The organism is Methylophilus aquaticus, from assembly GCF_030769565.1.
Taxonomy (GTDB): Bacteria; Pseudomonadota; Gammaproteobacteria; order Burkholderiales; family Methylophilaceae; genus Methylophilus; species Methylophilus aquaticus.
On the sequence record NZ_JAVCAP010000002.1, the window covers coordinates 48,036 to 69,619 of the forward strand.

Consider the following 21,584-nt stretch of genomic DNA (forward strand, 5'->3'; position numbering starts at 1 on the left):
GCGCTTATGTTTATGCATCCGGGGTTTGACCCTATCGCCTTGCAAATCGGCAGCTTTGGTATTCATTGGTATGGTTTGATGTACCTGATCGGCTTTTTTGGTGGTTTGTGGTTGGGACAATATCAGGTCAAACGATTGAAGCGTCTGGACCCGGCTTCGCCCTGGCAGGCGCAAGATCCGGACGACATGCTGTTTTATATCGCCTTGGGGGTGGTTTTTGGTGGCCGCCTGGGCTATGTGCTGTTTTATCAACCGCTCTATTTTATTCAGCACCCGCTGGAAATTCTGGCCTTATGGCAGGGCGGGATGTCTTTTCATGGTGGCTTTATCGGTGTGATGGTTGGCATGGCGGTGTTTGCCCGCAAACGCGGTTATGTCTGGTTACAATTGATGGATTTTGTTGCGCCTCTGGTGCCGATTGGCCTCGGCGCCGGGCGCTTGGGTAATTTTATCAATGGTGAGTTATGGGGACGTCCCACACAGGCAGACTGGGGCATGGTGTTTCCAAAAGTGGATATGCTGGCACGCCATCCGTCGCAACTGTATGAGTTCGCGCTGGAAGGCGTTGCGCTATTTGTTATTTTATGGATATTTGCAGGCAGAAAACGCCCGATAGGTGCAGTGTCAGCCTTGTTTTTACTGGGTTACGGCAGCTTCCGCTTTCTGGTAGAGTTTACCCGTGAACCAGACAGCTTTCTTGGCTTGTTGTCACTTGGGTTTAGCATGGGGCAATGGTTGTGCCTGCCCATGTTGTTGGCTGGCTTGCTTATGTTACGCTGGGCTTATCGCAAGCCTGCGTAATGCGGCCGTCACTGGCTCGGGCTGGTTGCCTGTTCCAGTGCCGTCAGCCATTGGATAGCATGTTCGCGCGGTTGTGTTGCGTCGCCACACATGTCAACTGCCGGTTGCAGGCCAGCACAAAATAGCGGCCGTTCTGGCAACCCAAACAACTTGCATCTGAACTCTGCATCCAGTTGCACACAAGGCACCCCGGCCGGTTTGCCGTCAGGCATGCCAGGGATGGGGCTGTGTATGCTAGGCGCGATACAGCAGGCACCACAGAGCGGTTTACATTGCATCACTTACTCACTCATCTGGACATCCACCCACGGAAACCCCAAAGCAGAAATGCCTGCTTTCAGATCCAGTATGGCTTGTTTTACCAGCGCACTTTCGCCTTTCATGCCGACCTCGGTTGTCCGGCGCTGATTGGTGCGCGGCAGGCTGAACAGCTTCAACATCGGGTAACGCGCTAACATGGCATGCATCAAATCAATCAGATCGCTTTCGCCTGCTTCAGTAACCACAATCGACGCTTCCAGATAATCCGCTGCATGGAACAGGTGGCGATAGTATGTCTCCAGCACCCACTCCACCATCGGGTGCGCCATTTCCGGAAATCCAGGCACAAAGTAATGTTCATGCAGACTGAATCCGGCCACCCGGTTGATCGGGTTCGGAATCAAGTCACATCCTTGTGGAAAGTCGGCCATCCGTACCCGCTTGGGGTAAGCAGCTTCGCCGTATTGCGCTTCGATATTGGCAACCGCACCGGCATGCCGTGCAATCGGCACTCCAGCCGCGTCTGCGGCGCATTGACGCGTGTGATCGTCCGGCGTGGCACCAATGCCCCCAAAACTGAACACAATATCGCCACGCGCCATGCTGGCCCGCAGGTGGCTGGTAATTTGCTCTGGAATATCACCCAAAAAATGTGCCCAGCTTAGTTGCAGGCCCCGTGACGAAAGCAGTGAAATGACTTTTCCCAGATGTGCATCCTGCCGTTTGCCAGACAGGATTTCATCACCAATAATGTAGACACCGAATGATTGCATGGGTTGAAGGAATACGAAAGTTACGAAATATTACCTCAGTAGATCATAGTCCCCAAGCATAGGTTTTAAATAGCGAAAAATAAAAAAGGCGATGACACACTGTCATCGCCTTTTGTCTGGGAAGGCATCAGGCTGATCGTAGCAGGCGCGAAATAAAAATCAGGAACACCGCGCCAATGGTGGCGACAACAATGGCACCTACTGTGCCGCCTGAAGCGCTGAGCCCCAACACGCCAAACAGCCAGCCGCCCACCACCGCGCCTGCAATGCCAAGAATCAAGTCCCACACCAGACCATAGCCATCGCCCTTCATAATCAAGCCTGCCAGCCAACCAGCAATAATCCCTACAACAATTGTCCAAATCATTTTGTGTGCTCCCCAATCATAGTTTTTCGTACAGCAATGATAAGCAAGTCTGTGTTATCAGGCTGTCAGTGCTTTCAGTCATTGCCTGTCAGATTGCGCTGATAGCGAGAAGGCTGTTCTCGCATGCGCTTATTTCTTTAACCCCACTAACACAAGCCCGGCACCTGCCATCATCAGAATAATGCTGATGGGTGTTGGGATGGCGACATCATGGGTCACTTCAGCAGTGGCTTCCAGTGAGCCAATTTTTGCAACGGTTTCCTTACTCTCGTAGCTAAACCCTTTGTAAATCAGGCCTGCTGCGCCCAGTGCCACTAAAATAATGCCTGCAACTAACGATTTCATCGCTTCTCCTTTTGGTGTTTTTATGTGATGGTTTGGCTAATATAGACCACTTCACATGCTTTACGCTAGTTGTGATCGCGAGTGCCAGTTCAGCGAATTTTCAGGGTGAAGTTACAAAAATCACCGGAATTCCCGCGCACGCGGGAGTCCAAGTTAATTGTAGTTTTTAAGGCACTAAGTCTAAATGTAAATCTCGCCAATCGGCATTCATATTCTCAATCAACTCAATTTTCCAAACGCGATTCCATTTTTTAGCTGTTTTTCACGCGCAATGGCATTCTCGCGAAAGTGGGGATCCATGTTGACTTTATGACTTCAGGCATTAACTGCTTTGAGCCAAACGACCCACGCAGTATCGTTGGACAAGCTCAGCGTTGCTATTGGTGAGTGCTTGGATGGCATGTTGTTTGTTCATGGAGTTGGTCTAGCAAATAATTTGAGTTGGCGTTCAACAGTGCGTCTTGACATTTGTCAGTAAGACTTACATCGCAGATGATGTAAGTGCGGAATATAGTTGTCTTATTAATTCGTTCGTTATTTGTGCAATTGTTTAATTTCGCATTAGTAAGTTTTCTATTTCTTTTGGCAAATCAGTAAGCTTTGAAACGACTCTAGTTTTGATTGGTAGCTTTGCTTGCTCTATAATTGAAGCTGTGTTTCCGTCACATCTAAAAATATCAACATGAGGCAAATAAGTGGCATGAAGTATGTCACCAAAATCACTGTTTTTTGCTTTGCGCGAAGTCAGTGAGTTTAGCTTCACTAAATTCACTGATAATGTCGTAAGAGTTAGCAGAGAAGGGCACAGTTCCCAGCTGATTTCTTGATTAGATGTTGAAGCATGGCTTACATTTAGACTTTTGAGCATGCTAATTGGTAAAGAATTTAATAAACCACTGAAACTTTCATTCATCCTACTCTTAATCTGGCTGTCGCTGAGCCCCTCTAGTTTGTAGTCATTTGCTAACACAGTCGATTCGTTCTTAAGTTGCTCTAATGACTTCAATAAGTTTCCTCCTATTTCTCGAAGAAAAGATGATAGCTGAGTTGCTTCATCCCATGAGAGTTCATACCATTTACTAATGTTTTCAAGCTTTGAAAGTGAGTCTGAAAGCAGTCTGACAAAATTAGCTGTTGACCCATTATTAAAATATGATTGCGCAGCAAGTTTTGCACTTTCCTCCGTCAAAGGATATTTGCTACAAATCTCTTTGGCAAATGAGTCTACAGTGCCTTTTAAATATCCTGCGGCATTTTTAACACTGCCATCTGGGTTAAAAGATTTTCTTTGAGCTTGTCGTCTCTTTTTTCTATCTGGTATTTTAGAGATATTTTCTCTAATATCATCGGCCAAATAACTGAATTCTTTTATATCAGCAAGGCTTGGAAACCAAATACCATCATCATTAAGATGGTTTAATTGAGTTGGTATTGGCCGCATGTTACTAAGAGATTCAATTTCATTTTCAATTACAAAAACATACGAAACCAAACATTTGCATCCACAAAATCTCTTAATAGTTTCTAGCCGTTGTGATGATGACAATCTATCTTCTGTTTTTATTGGGGCGGCCTCGATTATGTTGATATGACTGAATCTGAACTCAATTTTATTTTCATCACGGAGCTGTAGGAGCTTACTCTCTATTCTATTTAACTCAGGAGTTCTCCTAGAGGCATCACTAAAAATGGAATAGTCACTACTGTCGAGGTAAACTACTAAAGGTCTACTCATAAGCCTAATGTGCCCCTTCCCAATTCCCCCCCACACCTACTTCCGCCAACAACGGCACTGACAATTGCGCTACCCCTTGCATCAATTTTGGCAGCGTTTGTTTCACCAGTTCCAGCTCAGCATCTACTACCTCCAGCACCAGTTCATCGTGTACCTGCATAATCATTTTTGATTGCAAGCGTTCACTCACCAGCCAGTTTTGCACGGCGATCATCGCCAGTTTAATCAAGTCAGCGGCAGTGCCCTGCATGGGTGCATTGATGGCGGCGCGTTCGGCGCCGTTTCTTCTTTGCACGTTGGCACTGTTGATTTCTGGCACCCATAATCTGCGGCCAAAATAGGTTTCGACGTAGCCTTGCTGTTTGGCGAGTGCACGGGTGTTGTCCATGTAGTCGCGCACGCCTGGGTAGCGGGCGAAATAGCGCTCGATATAGTTGGCGGCGGCACCGCGTTCGATGTTGAGGTTTTGCGCGAGGCCAAAGGCGCTCATGCCGTAGATGAGGCCGAAGTTGATGACTTTGGCGTAGCGGCGTTGTTCGTTATCCACGTTTGCTTTATCTACGCCAAAAATCTCGGCGGCGGTGGCGCGGTGAATATCTTCGTTATTGGCAAAGGCATTGAGCATGCCCGCATCCTGCGACAAGTGCGCCATGATGCGCAGTTCAATCTGCGAGTAGTCGGCTGAGACAATATGGGCACCAGCGGGTGCAATAAATGCTTCACGGATACGGCGACCTTCTGCGGTGCGTACGGGGATGTTTTGCAGGTTGGGGTCGCTGCTCGCCAGACGACCGGTAATGGCGACGGCCTGGTTGTAGCTGGTGTGTACGCGCCCCGTCTGCGGGTTAATCATTTTGGGCAGTTTGTCTGTATAGGTGGACTTGAGTTTGGCCAGACCGCGATATTCCAGCAACACTTTGGGCAAGGGGTGATCGAGCGCGAGTTCCTGCAACACATCTTCATCGGTACTCGGCGCGCCAGAAGGCGTTTTTTTTGTGGGTTTGATGCCCAGTTTGCCGAAGAGGATTTCTTGCAGTTGTTTGGGCGAGCCTAAATTAAATGGTTGGCCAGCGAGTGCGTAGGCCTGACTTTCCAGCGCCATCAGTTTCATGCCAATTTCGTTGCTTTGGCGGTTGAGCATGTCGCTGTCGATCAGCACGCCGTTGCGTTCCATGGTAAACAAACATGCCATCGAAGGCATTTCAATCTGGCTGTAAATAAACTCCAGTTTGCTGTCTTTTTGTACATGCGGGTACAGGGCCTGGTGCAGTTGCAGGGTGATGTCGGCGTCTTCTGCCGCGTATTCGCTGGCGACTTCTACGGTCACCTGATTAAAGCCTACCTGCTTTGCCCCTTTGCCGGCCACTTGTTCAAACGAGATGGTTTGCACGCCCAGATGCCGCATGGCGAGGTCATCCATGCCGTGGGTGCGATGGCTTTCGAGTACATAGGATTGCAATAAAGTGTCGTGCGCAATGCCTTGCAAATGGATGCCATGATTCGCCAGTACGTGCATATCGTATTTCAGGTTTTGCCCCACTTTTTTAATGGCGGGGTTTTCTAAAATAGGTTTGAATTTGGCCAGCGTTTCGTTGAGTGAAAGCTGTACCGGAGCATCAAAATAGTCATGGGTGAGCGGGATATATCCAGCTTCGCCCGCTTGCGTGGAAAATGACAAGCCCACGATGTTGGCTGTCATCGGGTCCAGACTGGTGGTTTCCGTATCAAAACACAGCAATGCGGAGGCCTGCATTTTTGTCAGCCAGGCTTCCAGATCCGCCTCGCTTAAAATGGTGCTGTAATGACGGTTGTGGTTGGCAGCGGCTGCAAACATATCCGCAGTGCCCTGGTCCGCCAGTTGTCTGGTGGCATTGGACACCGGTGCAGAGGCAATGCCCGCAGGTGTCTTGCCGCCGTCCGGCATGTTGTTCAGTTCACGTTGCCAACTCCTGAATTCAAAGCGGTCAAACAGTGCTGCCAGTTTTGTTTTGTCGGGGGCCTGTTGCACCAGCTCATCAAAATGTTCTCTAATGCCCACGTCGCAACGGATGGTAATCAGTTCACGCGCGGTGGGGAGCCAGTCGAGTGCGGCGCGCAGGTTTTCCCCGACTTTGCCTGAAATGCTCTGGGCATTCGCCACAATGTTGTCTAGCGAGCCATGTTCCTGCAACCATTTAACCGCGGTTTTGGGGCCCACTTTTTCTACGCCCGGCACGTTGTCCGAAGTGTCGCCCACTAGCACCAGGTAATCAATCATCAGGCTAGGCGGGATGCCAAATTTAGCGGTGACCCCTGCAATGTCCAGTACGTCATCGGTTTTGCGAAAGGCATCGCGCATGGTGTTGACCACGGTAATGTGCTCGTTGACCAACTGTGAGATGTCTTTATCGCCGGTGGAAATAATCGTTTTAATACCCTGGCTTTCGGCTTGTTTGGCCAGTGCGCCAATGACATCATCGGCTTCCACGCCTTCTTCAATAATCAGCGGCCAGCCCATGGCGCGGATGGTTTCAAACAGCGGCTCGATTTGCACGCGCAAATCGTCTGGCATGCTGGCGCGGTTGGCCTTGTATTCGGGGTACAAATCATCCCTGAAGGTTTTGCCTTTGGCATCGAAGACACACGCGCTGTATTCGGCGGGGTAGTCTTTATGCAATCGGCGCAGCATATTGAGTACGCCTTGAATCGCGCCTACTGGCTCGTTGGCCGAGTTGCGTAAATCGGGCATGGCGTGAAAGGCGCGATAAAGGTAACTGGAGCCGTCTACCAAAAGCAGGGTTTTCATACAAAGTTCTCTAGAGTCAATTCAATGCGTATTTTACGCATTTCAAACCGACTTCATGTACACTAATTTGGTTTGAATTTTGAAGGAACCCCTTATGACCAGCCGCAAACTACCCACCATGATTGAGCCGGAATTGCTGAATGGCGACTCAGACAGCCACGAATCCTGGCGTGCGTTCGAGATCATGGCCGAATTTGTGGGTGCGACTGAAAACCTGAAGGCGATCACACCTGCAGTCTCCATTTTTGGCAGTGCGCGCACCAAACCTGACCATCCTTACTATAAACAAACCGAGGAAATCGCCAGGTTATTATCCGACTCTGGATTCAGCGTGATTTCCGGTGGAGGCCCCGGCATTATGGAAGCCGCGAATAAAGGCGCATTTCCCGGTAAAGGGGCCAGCGTGGGGTTGAATATCAAATTGCCGTTTGAACAGCATGGCAATCCTTACCAGGATATCGGCATCAGTTTTAAATATTTTTTCATGCGTAAGGTGATGTTTGTTAAATATGCCAGTGCCTGTGTAGTGATGCCAGGTGGATTTGGTACGTTGGATGAGTTGATGGAAGCCATTACCCTGGTGCAAACGGGCAAGACACGCAAAATTCCAATCATTCTGGTGGGTAGCCATTATTGGGAAGGCCTTATGGACTGGTTGCGTCACACCCTGGTCGCAGAAGGCATGGCGGGTGAAAAAGATCTTGATCTGGTGCAAATCATCGATGAACCGAAACAAATTGTCGCGGCTATTTTCAAACATTATGAAACCACTGGTTTCGAACTCAGCCCGGCTGAACGCAAAATGCAACTTTATTTGTAGTTTGATGGCTGCGGCCTCGGCGCGCAAGCCGGTCTTTTGCTAGAATAGCGTTGTCTCATAAGGAGTTGTCCATGCATAAAATTGCCCGTTTATTGATCACCAGTGCGATGTTCGCGATAGGCGGTATTGCTGTGCAAGCATGGGCGGCTACGCCCAGTGATGCCGAGTTGCTGGAAGAGGTGCCTTCGCCGCCGAAGGTGATTGAGGGGCAGCCTATGGATAAGCCTACCATTACCAAACGCAAGGATGGTGACAACGATGTTGAGGAGTACAGCCTGAATGGCGAGGTATATATGGTCAAAGTCACCCCGCCTGGTGGCAAGTCCTATTATCTGCATCGTGAAGACCGTAATGGAGACTGGGTGCACGATGGCCCGACTCGCCCGCTCTCCGTTCCCAAGTGGATTTTATTCCGTTTCTAATTTAAGTGGCCTGCCTGTGGGCAGGCCAGAAAATCAACATGTCTGTTTTTACCACTCTGAGTATAGAAGAAGTGCGCCAGTGGCTGGGGCCATTTAATGTCGGCGAGTTACACACCTTGCGTGGTATCGCGGCTGGCATCACCAATACCAATTATTTTGTTGAAACCTCGCAGGCCCGTTTTGTCTTGACGGTGTTTGAGAAGAACGACTTTGATGAGCTGCCATACTTTGTACACTTGATGGCGCATTTGTCCAAACATGACATTTTATGCCCGACCCCGATTGCAGATGCCCAGGGGGTAGCGCTGCGCCGGATTCATGGCAAGCCGGCCCTCATGGTCAGCTGCCTTAAAGGTCGCGATGTCAGTGCACCTAATCTGGCACAAATAGAAGCCGTTGCTACGACACTGGCGCATATGCATGTGGCTGGCATGCAATTTCATGAACAGTCTCATAATCAGCGCGGACAGGGCTGGCGCGTGATGACTGCACAACAGGTACTTCCAAAGCTTCTGCCAACCCAGCAGCATTTGTTGCAGGAGGAGCTGGAGTTTCAGCATGGGCTGGACCTTTCTGCTTTGCCACATGGCGTGATTCACGGCGATTTGTTCCGTGACAATGTGTTGTTTGATGGTGATGCGCTGGGTGGCTTTATCGATTTTTACTACGCCTGCCATGATGTGCTCGCCTATGATGTAGCGATTGCTGTCAACGAGTGGTGTGTGGATACTGCCGGGACGTTTGTGGATGAAAAACTGGCAGTGTTCATGAATGCCTATCAGGCTGTGCGCCCGTTTACTGCTGATGAAAAGGCCTATTGGCCTGCCTTGTTGCGCCGGGCTGCCTTGCGCTTCTGGCTCTCTCGCTTGTATGATTTTCATTATCCGGTGGCGGGTGAACTCACCCATGCCAAAGACCCTGCGCATTTTGAGCGGGTGTTGCTCAATCGCAAAGCACTGGTTTAGAAATACCATTTAATAAATACACGATACAAACAAAAGACAAGGGATGCTCATGACTGAAACTGGAACCCAACAAGGATTGCGCTGGGTGCGTGAGAGTGTGGCTCTATTTAAAATGCAGCCGCATTTATGGATGTTATGGTCACTGGCTTATATTGTGATTTTTATGGTGTTGCCTTCTTTGCCCGGCATGGGGTTTCTGGGTTTGCTTACGGTGATTATCTGGCCGATCTGTATGGCGTTTGTGGTGTTGCTATATCGGCAAGCCGATTTAAAACAGGTCATGTCACCGCGGGCAGTGTGGGTGCAATTACAACCACATCTCAGAATGTTGATGTTGTTAGGTCTCAGTTGTCTGGTATATGCCGTGCTGGCGACTTATTTGTTGAGCAGTGAATTGGCTGCGCTGGTGGCACATGCACCGACCAAAGCTGGCATGTCAGAATCGCAGATGACACAGTTTCTCGAAAATTCCTTGTCGTTTATTGTCAAAGTGATGTTGCTGTTGTTGCCTCTGTTTATCGCCACTTGGTTTTCACCAATGCTGATTACATTAAACAGTTATCCATTGGTGAAAGCGATTAAATCCAGTATTGCCGGAATGTTGCAATATACGCTGGCCATGGGGGTTTCGTGGTTGGTAATGACCTTGGTGATTCTGGTATTAATGCTGGGTTTGGGATTAATCATCGGTATATTGGGCGCTTTGATTCCCATGCTGGCGCAATTGCTGATGCCGTTATTGGTGTTTGCTGCCTTACTGGTGATTAATGCCCTGATGTTTGCCTTTCAATATATCAGCTACAAAGATGTATTCAGGGCAGCGCCTTCAGTTCTTGAGCCTCAATCCTAGCCCTGACAGTCTGTCACTTGATGGTGACAGGTGCGTTCATATCAAGTGTTTGAGCCATCGCGCTTAACTTTCTTCGCTCAATAAACAGGCTGTTACCTATGGTTTTTTTTGCCTGTTTCTTGGCGTTGCTCATGGCGCCAGCAACTTCATGATGGCTGGCAAATGCCTCGGGATGTGCCCGTACTGCGCCGATCGATAAACTGCCAAACGGATAAAAGTGTTCATTTCCCAGGCGGTCTTCAATACGTATGCCGCCTAACTGCACATCTTTCAAGTCATAAAAATCAGGCATCACTTTGGCAACGGTGTCGAGAATGTCATGGCAGACTGCCTCCCATCTCTCGGTTTGAAAAATCAACACAAAATCGTCACCGCCGATATGCCCCACGAAGTCGAGGTCACTGTTGACCATGCTGCTTAACAAGCGGCCAACAAACTGAATAACTTCATCGCCTCGCCGGTAACCATAGGCATCATTGAAAGGTTTGAAGTGGTCCAGGTCACAATAGCAGGCTACGAATGGAATACGCCGTTCAAGTAGCTTGTCGATATGGGCGTTGATCGGCACATTGCCCGGTAGCAGTGTGAGCGGGTTGGCATAGCGTGCTGCATGAATCTGCATCGTGGTCACTTCTCTCAGTAAGGCATGTCCACTGCCCATGCCTACATAACGTTCACCATCCACAATGATAAAACCGTTCAACAAGTATTTGGGATCCGCTTCCAGAATCATCTCGCTCAGTGCGAGGATGGTCATGTCCTTTTGTACAATCAGGCAATTGATATCCATAAATGTGGTGCAGGACTTCTTGCCGTGTAACTCCTTTTGGTAACGTCGTGCAAATCGGTCTATGGTGTCATAACGACTGATCAATCCGAGAGGCTTGCCCTTGTGGTTGACCACTGGAATTGAGTTGAGCGTATTTTCGCGATTAAACCAGTGATAGACCTCTTCATTGGTCATTTCAGGAAAAGCGGCAATTTGATAACTGGTCATGCCAATCACGGTGGCTTGTTTTGCGCTGGCGTTGTGCTGGTCAGCAAACAGGCGGACAAGGTTTTTACTCAACAGCATATTGACCTCTTCGGTCAATATATGCTGGAATTTTGGAAAAGGCCGACCCAGCAGAAAGCCTTGCGCGAAATCAACTTTTAAGTCTTTGATGACCGCTAATTCTTCTTTGGTTTCCACGCCTTCGGCAATGGTCAGCGTGTTTGATTCCAGCGCTATTTTTTGTATACCGCGCACAAACTCCATCTTGATCGGGTCATGGTGGATATTGGCAATAAAGTGCTTGTCTATTTTGACATAGTCTGGCGATAGTTCTGACCACAAACGCAAACCTGAGGTGCCTTCACCGAGGTCATCCAGTGCGATTTTAAAACCCTGTGCCTTAAAACGAATCACAGCTTCTTTGAGTGCTGCATAGTCCCGTATCGTCGAACTTTCTGTGATCTCAATGACAATGTTGGACGCTTGCAATCCACTGCGTGCAAGCTGCGCCAGCCCAAAAGACAAATGGCTGTTACTCACTAACAAGCAGTCGGGACTAAAGTTAACAAAAAGCAGGTGCGATTGGTCAGTGCGGCCATATTCATTGAAAATAGCCTCTCGCGCTGCATATTCCATCTCGAGATTCAGACCAAACAGGCTGGCTGCATTAAACAATGCGATGGGTGAGTGCAGTTTGGATTCGACCGGGCCGCGGATCAGGGCCTCGTGTGCAACGATGCGGGCATGCTTGATGTCGACGATGGGCTGAAACAGTGGAAGCAAATTTTTTTGCGCTAGTATTGCTTCAACTTCTAGCTGAGGGGAGTCGTAAGTCATGCAAGCAGTATCGACCTTCAGACGAGTTTCTTGATTGCAACAGGCACGAATTTTGATGAATTATTTATGACATCTTTTACGGTCACTGATGACTGAAACAAGGCAGTCATGTCAGGCTGCCCTGCTCGTCAAGCAGGCATGGTTTTTTGCGCCATCAGTGCACTCATCAAGCCTTATATTTTTTCCAGCTTGGCATATTCCAGCATCAGTGTTTTCAGGCCCGCACTGCCAAAGTTGATTTTCACCGCCAGATCGCTGGCGTTGCCTTCATAGCTGACCACCACGCCTTCGCCAAACTTGCCGTGGCGCACGGACTGCCCGATTTTAAACGGGTAGCTGGAATGTGCAACCGGGGGCACGCCGGGTTTTGCGGTATATTGCCCACCTGCGGCATAGGATTTGGCCACGGGTTTGCTATTCAGGCGTTTGGTCAGTTCCGCCGGAATTTCATCCAGAAAGCGCGAGGCAATGCCGTAACGCACCTGTCCATGCAGCATACGGCTCTGTGCATAGCTTAAATACAAGCGTTGACGGGCGCGGGTGACGGCCACATACATCAAGCGGCGTTCTTCTTCCAGGCCGCCGTTTTCGTAGGCGGCTTGCTCGTGCGGAAACAGGCCTTCTTCCACTCCGCTGATAAATACGGTATGAAACTCCAGCCCCTTGGCGGCATGCACCGTCATCAGTTGCAGCGCTTCATGGCCAACATCGGCCTGATGGTCACCGGCTTCCAGGCTGGCATGGTTTAAAAACTGGGTCATCAGGTCTGCATCTTCTTCCATATTATGGTGATTGCCCAGATCCTGCTTGCTGAAGGCAACCGCCGCCGTGACCAGTTCCTTCAGGTTTTCGATGCGGTCTTCGCCTTCCTTGTCGTTTTGGTAGTGCGCCATCAGGCCACTCACCGTCGTCACCATTTCAGCTACTTCGCCCAGCGCGATGCCATAGGCCTGGTCCACCATGTGGCGGATGAGGGCAACAAAACCGTCCAGCCCTTTGCTGCCCAGCTTGCCTTCGCCCACTTTGTTGGTGGCCGCTTGCCACAGGCTGCATTCATTTTGGCGCGCGGCTTCCTGTAGCTGTTCCAGGCTGCGGGCACCGATGCCACGCGGGGGGAAGTTAATGATGCGCAAGAGTGCGGTATCGTCGTTGGCATTGCCAATCAGGCGCATATACGCCAGCGCATGTTTGACCTCAGCCCGCTCAAAAAAGCGCAAGCCGCCATACACGCGGTAAGGAATGTTGGATGAGAACAGGGTGTGTTCCAAAATGCGAGATTGCGCATTGCTGCGGTAAAGCAGGGCGATATCGCCCAGTGCCACCCCTTCGTTTTGCAGCATGTTCACTTCATCGACAATAAACTGTGCTTCGTCCGTGTCGTTGTAGGCGTCATAAATGCGGATGGGCTCGCCTTTACCTGCCGAGGTCCACAGGTTTTTGCCAAGACGGTTTTGGTTGTTGCTGATAATGGCGTTGGCTGCATCAAGAATATTGCTGTGCGAACGGTAGTTTTCTTCCAGCTTGACGATGTTTTGTACCTGGAAGTCACGCTGGAAATCGCTCATATTGCCAACGCGTGCCCCACGAAAAGCGTAAATGCTCTGATCATCGTCGCCCACGGCAAAAATGCTGTTGTGTGCCCCGCCCAGCAGTTTCAGCCACAGATATTGCAGGCGGTTGGTATCCTGAAACTCATCCACCAGAATGTACTGAAAACGCTGCTGGTAATGGGCGCGGATGTGCGGCTCGCGCTCCAGCAGTTCATAGCAGCGCAATAACAGTTCAGCAAAATCTGCAACGCCTTCGCGATTGCATTGCTGGTCATAGGCGTCATAAATTTCGCGCAGTTTCTGGCTATGGCCGTCATAAGCATCTACCGTATGCGCACGCAGGCCTTCTTCCTTGCAGCTATTGATATAACCCATGACCTGCTTGGGTGGGTATTTTTCGTCATCCACATTCATTACTTTCATCACGCGCTTGATCGCGGAAAGCTGGTCAGCCGTATCCAGGATCTGAAAGGTGTTGGGCAAGCCAGCTTCGCGGTAATGGGCGCGCAACATGCGGTTACACAAGCCATGGAAAGTGCCGGCCCACATGCCACGCGTGTTGATCGGCAGCATACTGGTCAAGCGGGTGAGCATTTCTTTGGCGGCTTTGTTGGTAAACGTCACCGCCATCAGGCCCATGGGCGAGGTTTGCCCGGTTTGAATCAGCCAGGCAATGCGGGTGGTCAGCACGCGGGTTTTGCCACTGCCAGCTCCTGCCAGTATCAGTGCAGAGACATGCGGCAGGGTGACCGCTTGCAACTGTTTATCATTTAAGCCCTGTAATAAATTATTTTCAGAATACATGTCGCTATTATCGCATGATGCAGAGGGTGCGGTGCAGGGACGTTGACTATCATGACTCGTGCGGAGTTGTTTGAGACTCAATTGATTCGTTTAGATTTCTTCGGAACTTTTCAAAACGCGATGCACTCATACTTGCACGATGATGATGAGTCATCTTTCCGCTTCTTTCCTCCCTGAGCGGAAGCCTTTACGATGAGGCCTGTTGCCCCGATTTACCCCTTAATCGGGGCTTTTTTTGTCTATCGATTGTGTATCAGATACCGCCGGTAAATCCAACTTGCCGCCAGGCTTCGTATAGTAAAATGGCTGCTGAGTTTGACAGGTTTAAACTGCGGCTATGCGGCATCATTGGCAGACGTATTCGGTATTCTGGTAAAAACTCGGCGCGAATATCTTCTGGCAGACCCCGCGACTCGGGGCCAAATACAAACACATCTTCATCCTTAAATTGCAAGTCAGTGTGGCGTGTACTGCCTTTGGTGGTCAGTGCAAACATGCGTTTTCCTGCCAGTGCCTGCTGGCAGGCAGGCCAGTGTTCATAGACTTGCAGGTCGGCATACTCATGGTAATCGAGGCCTGCGCGCTTGAGGTGTTTGTCCGTGAGTTCAAAGCCCAGTGGCTTGACCAGGTGCAGTTTTGCCCCTGCATTCGCACACAGCCGGATGATATTTCCGGTATTTGGGGGAATTTCTGGTTCGAAAAGCACGATATGAAACATTTTTTGCAGCTTGTTTGTGAACGTCAAGTTAGAATGTAGGTGATATGATAGACCATAAAAGTCTGTTTTAAGAGAACAATTACAACGCCATGGCACGTCCCGAAAAAATCAGATTAGGTGAAATTCTGGTCAGACAGAATTTCATGAACCCTGCGCAGCTTGAGCAGGCGCTAGAAGAACAGCGAAAAACGGGGCGGCGACTTGGGCGGGTGATCGCCGAAAAAGGCTATGCCAGCGAGCGTCAAATTGCAGAAGCCGTTGCGCACCAGTTAAATATTCCATTTCTTGACCTGGGTCAGTACGAGCTCGATGTCAAACAAGTCCATAAGCTGCCAGAGGTACAGGCTAGACGGTTTCGCGCCATTTTACTTGAAGAAAAAATAAACAGTTTCGTAATCGGCATGGTGGATCCTTCGGATGTCTATGCGTATGACGAGCTGGTCAGACTGCTTAAGCGTGACATTGAAATTGTCGTTGTGCAGGAAAGCCTGCTGATGCAGACGATAGACCGGTCCTATCGCTTGACTGAGGAAATATCCTCACTGGCACTGGAGCTACAAGAGGATCTGGCGGCCAGCAATGTCGATCTGGCCAGCCTGATGGGCGTGGATCTCGGGATTGATGATGCGCCAGTGGTTAAGTTGCTGCAAACAATCTTCGAGGATGCAGTGCAGGTTCGCGCTTCGGATATTCACATTGAGCCTCAAGAAAATAAGCTGCTGATCCGGTTCCGGATTGATGGTGTCATGCATTTTCAGACGCAGTCCGACATTAAAATTGTGTCTGCCCTGATTATGCGTCTCAAAATTATGGCGGGCCTGGATATTTCGGAAAAACGGCTGCCACAGGATGGTCGTTTTGGCTTTACGGTCAAAGGCAAGTCAGTGGATATGCGTATCTCCACCATGCCTACCCAATATGGCGAAACGGTCGTGATGCGCTTGCTGATTCAAAATACTGCTCACTTTCAACTGGATAATCTGGGTATGCCGGCACCATTGCTGGCAAGCTTTCGCAGAATGATTCAGCGACCGAGTGGTATGGTGCTGGTGACCGGCCCAACGGGTAGTGGTAAAACGACCACACTGTATTCCGCGTTGAATGAACTCAACACGCCAGAGACCAAGGTCATTACGGTTGAAGATCCGGTAGAATATCGCTTGCCGGGCATTATACAAACGCAAGTGAATGAAAAAATCGAGCTCGACTTCCCCCGACTATTGCGTTCCATTTTGCGTCAGGATCCGGATATTGTGCTGGTGGGGGAGATGCGCGATGAAGAAACTGCACAAACCGGTTTACGCGCTGCGATGACGGGGCACCTGGTGTTGTCTACGTTGCATACCAACGATGCCTCTACCGCACCAGTACGCTTGATTGATATGGGTGTGCCACGATTTATGGTGGCCATGTCTTTACTGGGCGTGCTGGCGCAGCGATTGTTGAGGCTGGTCTGTCCGCACTGTGCGGTCGAACATACACCAACCGAGTCGGAGGCCACATGGTTGCGCCAGGTCGTGCAATCGGGAGATGTACAGGGTACTTTTAGGCATGGTCGCGGCTGTCAGCATTGTAATCGTACTGGATATTTGGGGCGCGTCGGTCTGTATGAGTTTCTTGAAATGACTAACGATCTTGCCATGGCTGCAAACATGCAGGACACCAACATCTTTATTCAAAAAGCACGTGAGCGTTTGCAGGGTAAAACGCTGCGTGATCAATCATTGCAACTGGCCTTGCAGGGCAAAACCACGCTTGATGAAATTATGCGTGCAGATAACCAGTTTGAAGAGTAATCAGTATGCCAACTTTTGAATATAAAGGCCGTAGTGAAGACGGTATGATTGTTAGCGGGGTGCAAGAGGCCGCTGATCTTGACGCACTGGGTTCGGCCCTGATGCTCTCCCGCATTACGCCAATTGAAATTAAACAGAGAAATGCAGGTGCAGCGGTTGCATTTAATTTGTTTCAAGAAAAAGTCACCAGTCTTGACGTGATGCTATTCAGTCGTCAGATGTATACCCTGCTCAAAGCCGGTATCCCTATCATGCGTGCCTTGAATGGTATTCAAAATACGGTTGGGAATGCGCAACTTGCCCGTGTGGTTGGCCAACTCAGGACCAGCCTGGATTCCGGGCGGGAATTGTCGGTGGCGATGAATGAGCATCCCAAAGTATTTGATGGCTTTTATATCAACATGATCAGGGTGGGAGAAACCACAGGCAACCTGGATAATATTTTTTTAAGGCTTTCGGATCATATCGAGTTTGATCGCTTCATGCGCGGCCAAATTAAATCTGCATTGCGTTATCCAACGTTTGTGATTACTGCAATGGCCATCGCGATTGTGGTAATTAATGTGATGGTGATTCCACAATTTGAAAAAGTATTTGCCAGCATGCACGCCGAATTGCCATTAATTACCAAAATGCTGATTGCGTTTTCGAGCTTTATGCGTAACTACTGGTTTGTGCTGATTGCGCTTATTTTTGGGGCATTCTGGGCGTTTAAAAGTTATATTTCAAGCAAACTTGGCCGTTCAAATTGGGATCAGTTTAAAATGCGCATCCCGATTGCAGGAAAAATTATATTTAAAGGCACGATGGCCAGATTTGCACGTAGCTTCGCCCTTTCTACCCGCAGTGGCTTGCCCATTCTTTCATCTTTGAAGCTGGTATCGCAAACGGTCGAAAATGAATATATTTCCGCGCGCATTATGAGCATGTCGGCTGGCATTGAGCGTGGCGAAACCATTTTGCGTACCGCCACGCAAACCGGCGTATTCAATCCGTTGGTCTTGCAAATGATCGCCGTGGGGGAGGAGTCTGGCTCTCTTGACGAATTAATGCAGGAAATCGCCGACATGTATCAGTCGGATGTGGAGTACGACGTCAAAACACTGGGTGCGCAAATTGAGCCGATTTTAATTATCTTTTTGGGTGTGCTGGTCCTGATATTGGCATTGGGCGTTTTCTTGCCAATGTGGGATATGAGTTCAGTAATGTTGAAAGGGGGAGGCTAAAGGTGACGATTTTTGCTGGTGTGTTGATGGAATGGCTTAATGCGGTTTCTAAATGATTGGAAACCTCTCCTGGGCTGTAGCATTTTATGAATGTATTGGTGTGAGATGTTAATGATTTTTACCAGATACGACCAAAAGTGGCTGGTACAACTTTTGCTTATTGGAAAATAACGCAGTTTAGACCTGTCGCTGTGTTAATAAAGGCAGGATATTTTGATTAGGAGTGTTAAATGAAAAAGCAGGCTGGTTTTACATTGGTTGAGTTGGTGGTAGTAATTGCAGTGTTGGGTATTTTGGCGGCAACTGCATTACCAAGATTTGTGAATGTGCAGTCTAATGCACGCGTCGCAGCAGGTAATGGCCTTGCCGCGTCACTCAGGTCTTCGGCAAATCTTGCACGCGCTGCTTGGATAGCGGCTGGTAGCAATGCAGCGGTATTATCTGTACCAATGGATGGTAATAACGTGACAGTGACTGCCAACGGTTATCCAACTGCTGATGCAGCTGGAATTGTCGCTGCTCTTCAAGCAGTTGATGGTCAATTTGTTCCAGCTCACAATGCTGGTGTAACGACATTCACGGTAGGTGGTTTTGCCAACTGTACAGTCGTTTATACTGCGGCAACAGGTGTCGTGACTACGCCTACTTTAAACGCTGCAAATTGCGGTGGTTAATCTCCGTTTTTTATGAAGCGTTCTTGTGGCTTCACTTTGGTCGAATTGGTGGCAATCATTGCAACTGTAAGTATTTTAGCCGCGGTTTCTGGATCAAGATATGTCAGTAGCGATGTTTTCGAAACCCGCGGCGATGCGGGTTTGTTGTCCTCAACGCTGCGCTATGCACAGAAGACTGCCATTGCCCAGCGCCGGGTAGTGTATACAGTGTATAGCGCGACCGTGCCGCCCAGTCTAAGAGTCTGCTTTACTCTGGATTGCAGCCAGACTGTGACAAACCCCGAGAACGGCAATCCGTATGCTTTTGTGTTTTCGCGCAATGTACAGGTCGATGCCGCAACGATAGGTTTCGACTCATTAGGTCGGCCTGTGCCTAATGCCAATGCCGCTTTTGTGGTGACAAATAAAAACAACAACAGTCAGTTGGTGACAATTAATGTTGAGGCTGATACAGGGTACATACGTTAATCCTTTACCGGCTGGCCGGGTTAATCATCAAACATGGGCAATTTCATAAAAAAACAGCATTATTGCCAGTCCAAAAATGCCAGTGGATTCTCATTGGTTGAGTTGGTGGTGTTCATTACCATTGTGTCCGTGACATTGGCTGGTGTGATCGGTGCTTTAAGTTATATGGTCGGCCACAGCGCGGACCCATTGGCGCGCAAACAGACTTTGGCGATTGCCGAGTCCATTTTGCAAGAGGCCATGCAAATGCCTTTTACCTATTGTGATCCCGACGATGTCAATGCCCCGACGGCCAATAGTGCGGCGGATTGTACCGTTGCACAGAACAGTGTGACCGGCCCAGTGCCCAATACCGAAAGTCGTTACAGCGCCACCGAGCCGTTGGACAATGTGGCAGATTATGCCGGTTTCAGCATGCCTGATGCGCAATGTGCAGGGATTTGCCGTGTGGGAGATGTCACACCCATCACCGGGCTGACGGGGTATCAAGTTTCAGTTTCAATGGCAAATGTGGGGGGCGCGGGCAGTTTTGCAGGCGTACCTGCCAATGATGCCTTGCAAATTACCGTGACTGTAACCGGCCCGGCCAACGCGCGCGTTACGCTCACAGGCGTCAGGTTCAGATATGCGCCGCGCGTATAAGTCAGTATTGCCAGGCACACAGCCCGGCTTCACCTTGGTGGAGCTGGTGGTCGTGATTGCTGTCATGGGCATTCTTGGCGGCATGTCCATGATTTTTATTCAGCGTGTCGTGCAAGGCTATGCCAACTCCGAAACGTATTTTCAGTTGGTGGATATGTCTGACAATGCCTTGCGACGAATCAAGCGCGATATCCGAAATGCGGTGCCAAATAGTGTCAGAATTTCAGCCAACGGCCAAATCATCGAGTTTCTGCCCATTACACATGGTGGGCGTTATCGTAATGGCACGACCAGCACAGGTGCTGGGAATCCTCTGGACTTTGCTACCAGCAACGATACATTTGATGTATTGGGCCCGCCGGTACCAAATGTGAGTGCTGGTGATGGCCTGGTTATTTATAACATGGGCATTGCCGGGGCCGATGTCTATAATGGTGACGATTACCGCAGCTTGACCAGCTTAGGCCCTAACCAGTCTCAGCTAACTTTTAGTGGCCTACCTTTTCCGTATGTCTCACCTGGCAGGCGCTTTTATGTGGTGAGTACTGCTGCACTGTATGTGTGTGACCTTGCAACCGGACGCTTGCTGATGTATACCGGGTACCCTGTGGTTGCAGGCTTGCCCGCGAGTGTGGCAGACCTAGCTGCTTATACGCCCCATGTGATTTCCGAGTTCGTCAGTGAATGCAGATTTAGTCTGGATAATGGCGTGATGGAGCATAGTGGTGTGCTGAGCGTGAACCTCAGGCTGCTCAGAAATGGCGCGATGATCAGACTGTTTCATATGATTGATTTGGTGAATTCAGCATGAGAGCCTATTTCAACAGAGGCATTGCCTTGCCTATGGCGATTTTTGTGCTGGTGGTGCTGTCTGCCATGGTCGGCTATTTAATGCGCATGTTTTTACTTGCCAATGTGACGGCTACGCAGGAAATATTGGCTACCCGCGCTTATTTTGCAGCCAGGGCAGGGGTTGAGTGGGCTGCCTATCAGGTGTTACTCCCTGGCTCAACCACGATGCAAGCCTGCCCTGCCAGTCAAACACTTACGATTAACGGTTTTGCAGTGGTACTATCTTGCCAGTCGTATAATTACAGTGATACCTCCGGTACAGAAAATGTGACAATCTATCAACTGATTGCGACAGCCTCTCAAGGTGCGCAAGGCGCACAAGATTATGTCGAGCGGCAGGTGCAGGTGTCATTGAGCCGTTGTCTGTTTGCCACCGGCGGTGAGTGTAGTTGATACTAGACATTGATTTTATTGAAAAAAATACGTGGTTTTTCTATTCTTACTCAGTGAATTGTAATTAAATAATAGAATTAGAATAAAGTAGTAATATCAAGAGTCCTTGTTTTAAAGTGGCGCCCCTTAAAGTAAGGGCTGTTAATGGCAAAATCATATGCTGGCAATGATTGGTTGTGGTCATGAGAGCCCTTTAAATGGGTATGCCAAGTATAAGGTAAGCAAAAGATGATGAAACCAACAAACATGCGATCTCTTTCGGTTCACTCTCAAATGGTTACATTGCGTCTCCGGTCCAGCAGCATGATGAATTGCTTGATCTCGTCGCTTCTGCAAGCGCTGGAAAGCATGGTAATGTATTTTCCAACATACATTCTGCACCGGGTAAAAAAAGCCTTTCTAAAACTTGATGTCTTGCATCGGCCTCTTTCTGATTGTTTTTTAGTGCAAGCGGCGCTATTGCTGATTGTACTCACAAGTGCTGTTAACACTGCCAATTCTGCTAC

General features: G+C 49.2%; 21 protein-coding genes. 12 read left to right on the forward strand and 9 right to left on the reverse strand.

What is annotated here, in order from left to right; translation table 11 throughout:
* Nucleotides 1-6 precede the first annotated feature (6 nt).
* Nucleotides 7-801 carry a prolipoprotein diacylglyceryl transferase gene (gene lgt, locus Q9291_RS02055; protein WP_306388326.1) on the forward strand — a complete coding sequence of 265 codons (795 nt, stop codon included), beginning with the start codon at nt 7-9 and terminating at the stop codon, nt 799-801.
* Between the two features lie 8 nt (nt 802-809).
* Here the strand turns inward: lgt and Q9291_RS02060 are convergent, their stop codons facing one another.
* The 6 genes from Q9291_RS02060 to polA all read right to left on the reverse strand — a co-directional run bounded on the left by Q9291_RS02060 (nt 810) and on the right by polA (nt 7,067).
* The gene (locus Q9291_RS02060) at nt 810-1,079 is read right to left on the reverse strand and encodes a YkgJ family cysteine cluster protein (protein WP_306388327.1); all 270 of its coding nucleotides are present in this window, start codon (nt 1,077-1,079) and stop codon (nt 810-812) included.
* A gap of 3 nt (nt 1,080-1,082) precedes the next feature.
* Nucleotides 1,083-1,835 carry a competence/damage-inducible protein A gene (locus Q9291_RS02065; protein ID WP_306388328.1) on the reverse strand — a complete coding sequence of 251 codons (753 nt, stop codon included), beginning with the start codon at nt 1,833-1,835 and terminating at the stop codon, nt 1,083-1,085.
* A 127-nt stretch (nt 1,836-1,962) separates the two neighbouring features.
* The gene (locus Q9291_RS02070) at nt 1,963-2,202 is read right to left on the reverse strand and encodes a GlsB/YeaQ/YmgE family stress response membrane protein (RefSeq protein ID WP_306388329.1); all 240 of its coding nucleotides are present in this window, start codon (nt 2,200-2,202) and stop codon (nt 1,963-1,965) included.
* 129 nt (nt 2,203-2,331) lie between these two features.
* On the reverse strand, nt 2,332-2,547 hold the full coding sequence (locus tag Q9291_RS02075) for a hypothetical protein (RefSeq protein ID WP_306388330.1): 216 nt from the start codon (nt 2,545-2,547) through the stop codon (nt 2,332-2,334).
* Nucleotides 2,548-3,097: 550 nt separating this feature from the next.
* Nucleotides 3,098-4,282, reverse strand: a complete 1,185-nt coding sequence (locus Q9291_RS02080) for a hypothetical protein (RefSeq protein WP_306388331.1) — start codon at nt 4,280-4,282, stop codon at nt 3,098-3,100.
* A gap of 4 nt (nt 4,283-4,286) precedes the next feature.
* A complete protein-coding gene (gene polA / locus Q9291_RS02085) occupies nt 4,287-7,067 on the reverse strand; it encodes a DNA polymerase I (protein WP_306388332.1) in 2,781 nt (926 codons plus the stop codon).
* A 94-nt stretch (nt 7,068-7,161) separates the two neighbouring features.
* Between polA and Q9291_RS02090 the strand changes: the two genes are divergently transcribed.
* The 4 genes from Q9291_RS02090 (at nt 7,162) to Q9291_RS02105 (ending at nt 10,124) form a co-directional block, all read left to right on the forward strand.
* Nucleotides 7,162-7,887, forward strand: a complete 726-nt coding sequence (locus tag Q9291_RS02090; protein ID WP_306388333.1) for an LOG family protein — start codon at nt 7,162-7,164, stop codon at nt 7,885-7,887.
* A gap of 71 nt (nt 7,888-7,958) precedes the next feature.
* On the forward strand, nt 7,959-8,309 hold the full coding sequence (locus Q9291_RS02095) for a DUF2782 domain-containing protein (RefSeq protein WP_306388334.1): 351 nt from the start codon (nt 7,959-7,961) through the stop codon (nt 8,307-8,309).
* Between the two features lie 38 nt (nt 8,310-8,347).
* The gene (locus tag Q9291_RS02100; RefSeq protein ID WP_306388335.1) at nt 8,348-9,274 is read left to right on the forward strand and encodes a homoserine kinase; all 927 of its coding nucleotides are present in this window, start codon (nt 8,348-8,350) and stop codon (nt 9,272-9,274) included.
* A gap of 49 nt (nt 9,275-9,323) precedes the next feature.
* Nucleotides 9,324-10,124: a BPSS1780 family membrane protein gene (locus tag Q9291_RS02105; RefSeq protein ID WP_306388336.1), complete on the forward strand. Its 801-nt coding sequence runs from the start codon at nt 9,324-9,326 to the stop codon at nt 10,122-10,124.
* A gap of 13 nt (nt 10,125-10,137) precedes the next feature.
* Here Q9291_RS02105 and Q9291_RS02110 read toward each other — a convergent pair whose 3' ends face one another.
* From Q9291_RS02110 to trmL, 3 genes are all read right to left on the reverse strand, one after another.
* Nucleotides 10,138-11,955, reverse strand: coding sequence for a GGDEF domain-containing protein (locus Q9291_RS02110; protein ID WP_306388337.1), 1,818 nt, complete (start codon nt 11,953-11,955; stop codon nt 10,138-10,140).
* Nucleotides 11,956-12,128: 173 nt separating this feature from the next.
* The gene (locus Q9291_RS02115; RefSeq protein WP_306388338.1) at nt 12,129-14,309 is read right to left on the reverse strand and encodes a UvrD-helicase domain-containing protein; all 2,181 of its coding nucleotides are present in this window, start codon (nt 14,307-14,309) and stop codon (nt 12,129-12,131) included.
* A gap of 253 nt (nt 14,310-14,562) precedes the next feature.
* Nucleotides 14,563-15,027: a tRNA (uridine(34)/cytosine(34)/5-carboxymethylaminomethyluridine(34)-2'-O)-methyltransferase TrmL gene (trmL, locus tag Q9291_RS02120; protein ID WP_306388339.1), complete on the reverse strand. Its 465-nt coding sequence runs from the start codon at nt 15,025-15,027 to the stop codon at nt 14,563-14,565.
* 89 nt (nt 15,028-15,116) lie between these two features.
* Between trmL and Q9291_RS02125 the strand changes: the two genes are divergently transcribed.
* The 7 genes from Q9291_RS02125 to Q9291_RS02155 all read left to right on the forward strand — a co-directional run bounded on the left by Q9291_RS02125 (nt 15,117) and on the right by Q9291_RS02155 (nt 21,078).
* Nucleotides 15,117-16,823 (forward strand): GspE/PulE family protein, encoded by a 1,707-nt coding sequence (locus Q9291_RS02125; protein ID WP_306388340.1) that lies wholly within the window; start codon nt 15,117-15,119, stop codon nt 16,821-16,823.
* A gap of 5 nt (nt 16,824-16,828) precedes the next feature.
* Entirely contained in the window at nt 16,829-18,049 is a 1,221-nt protein-coding gene (locus Q9291_RS02130) for a type II secretion system F family protein (RefSeq protein WP_306388341.1), read from the forward strand.
* A 230-nt stretch (nt 18,050-18,279) separates the two neighbouring features.
* Entirely contained in the window at nt 18,280-18,723 is a 444-nt protein-coding gene (locus Q9291_RS02135; protein WP_306388342.1) for a type II secretion system protein, read from the forward strand.
* Between the two features lie 12 nt (nt 18,724-18,735).
* Complete coding sequence (locus Q9291_RS02140; protein WP_306388343.1) at nt 18,736-19,191, forward strand: pilus assembly FimT family protein; 456 nt, start codon at nt 18,736-18,738, stop codon at nt 19,189-19,191.
* 33 nt (nt 19,192-19,224) lie between these two features.
* The gene (locus Q9291_RS02145) at nt 19,225-19,833 is read left to right on the forward strand and encodes a type IV pilus modification PilV family protein (RefSeq protein ID WP_306388344.1); all 609 of its coding nucleotides are present in this window, start codon (nt 19,225-19,227) and stop codon (nt 19,831-19,833) included.
* Nucleotides 19,817-20,644 carry a type II secretion system protein gene (locus Q9291_RS02150; protein WP_306388345.1) on the forward strand — a complete coding sequence of 276 codons (828 nt, stop codon included), beginning with the start codon at nt 19,817-19,819 and terminating at the stop codon, nt 20,642-20,644. Before Q9291_RS02145 ends, Q9291_RS02150 begins: the two co-directional genes overlap by 17 nt.
* Complete coding sequence (locus tag Q9291_RS02155) at nt 20,641-21,078, forward strand: hypothetical protein (RefSeq protein ID WP_306388346.1); 438 nt, start codon at nt 20,641-20,643, stop codon at nt 21,076-21,078. The genes Q9291_RS02150 and Q9291_RS02155 overlap by 4 nt, the downstream gene beginning before the upstream one ends.
* Nucleotides 21,079-21,584 lie beyond the last annotated feature (506 nt).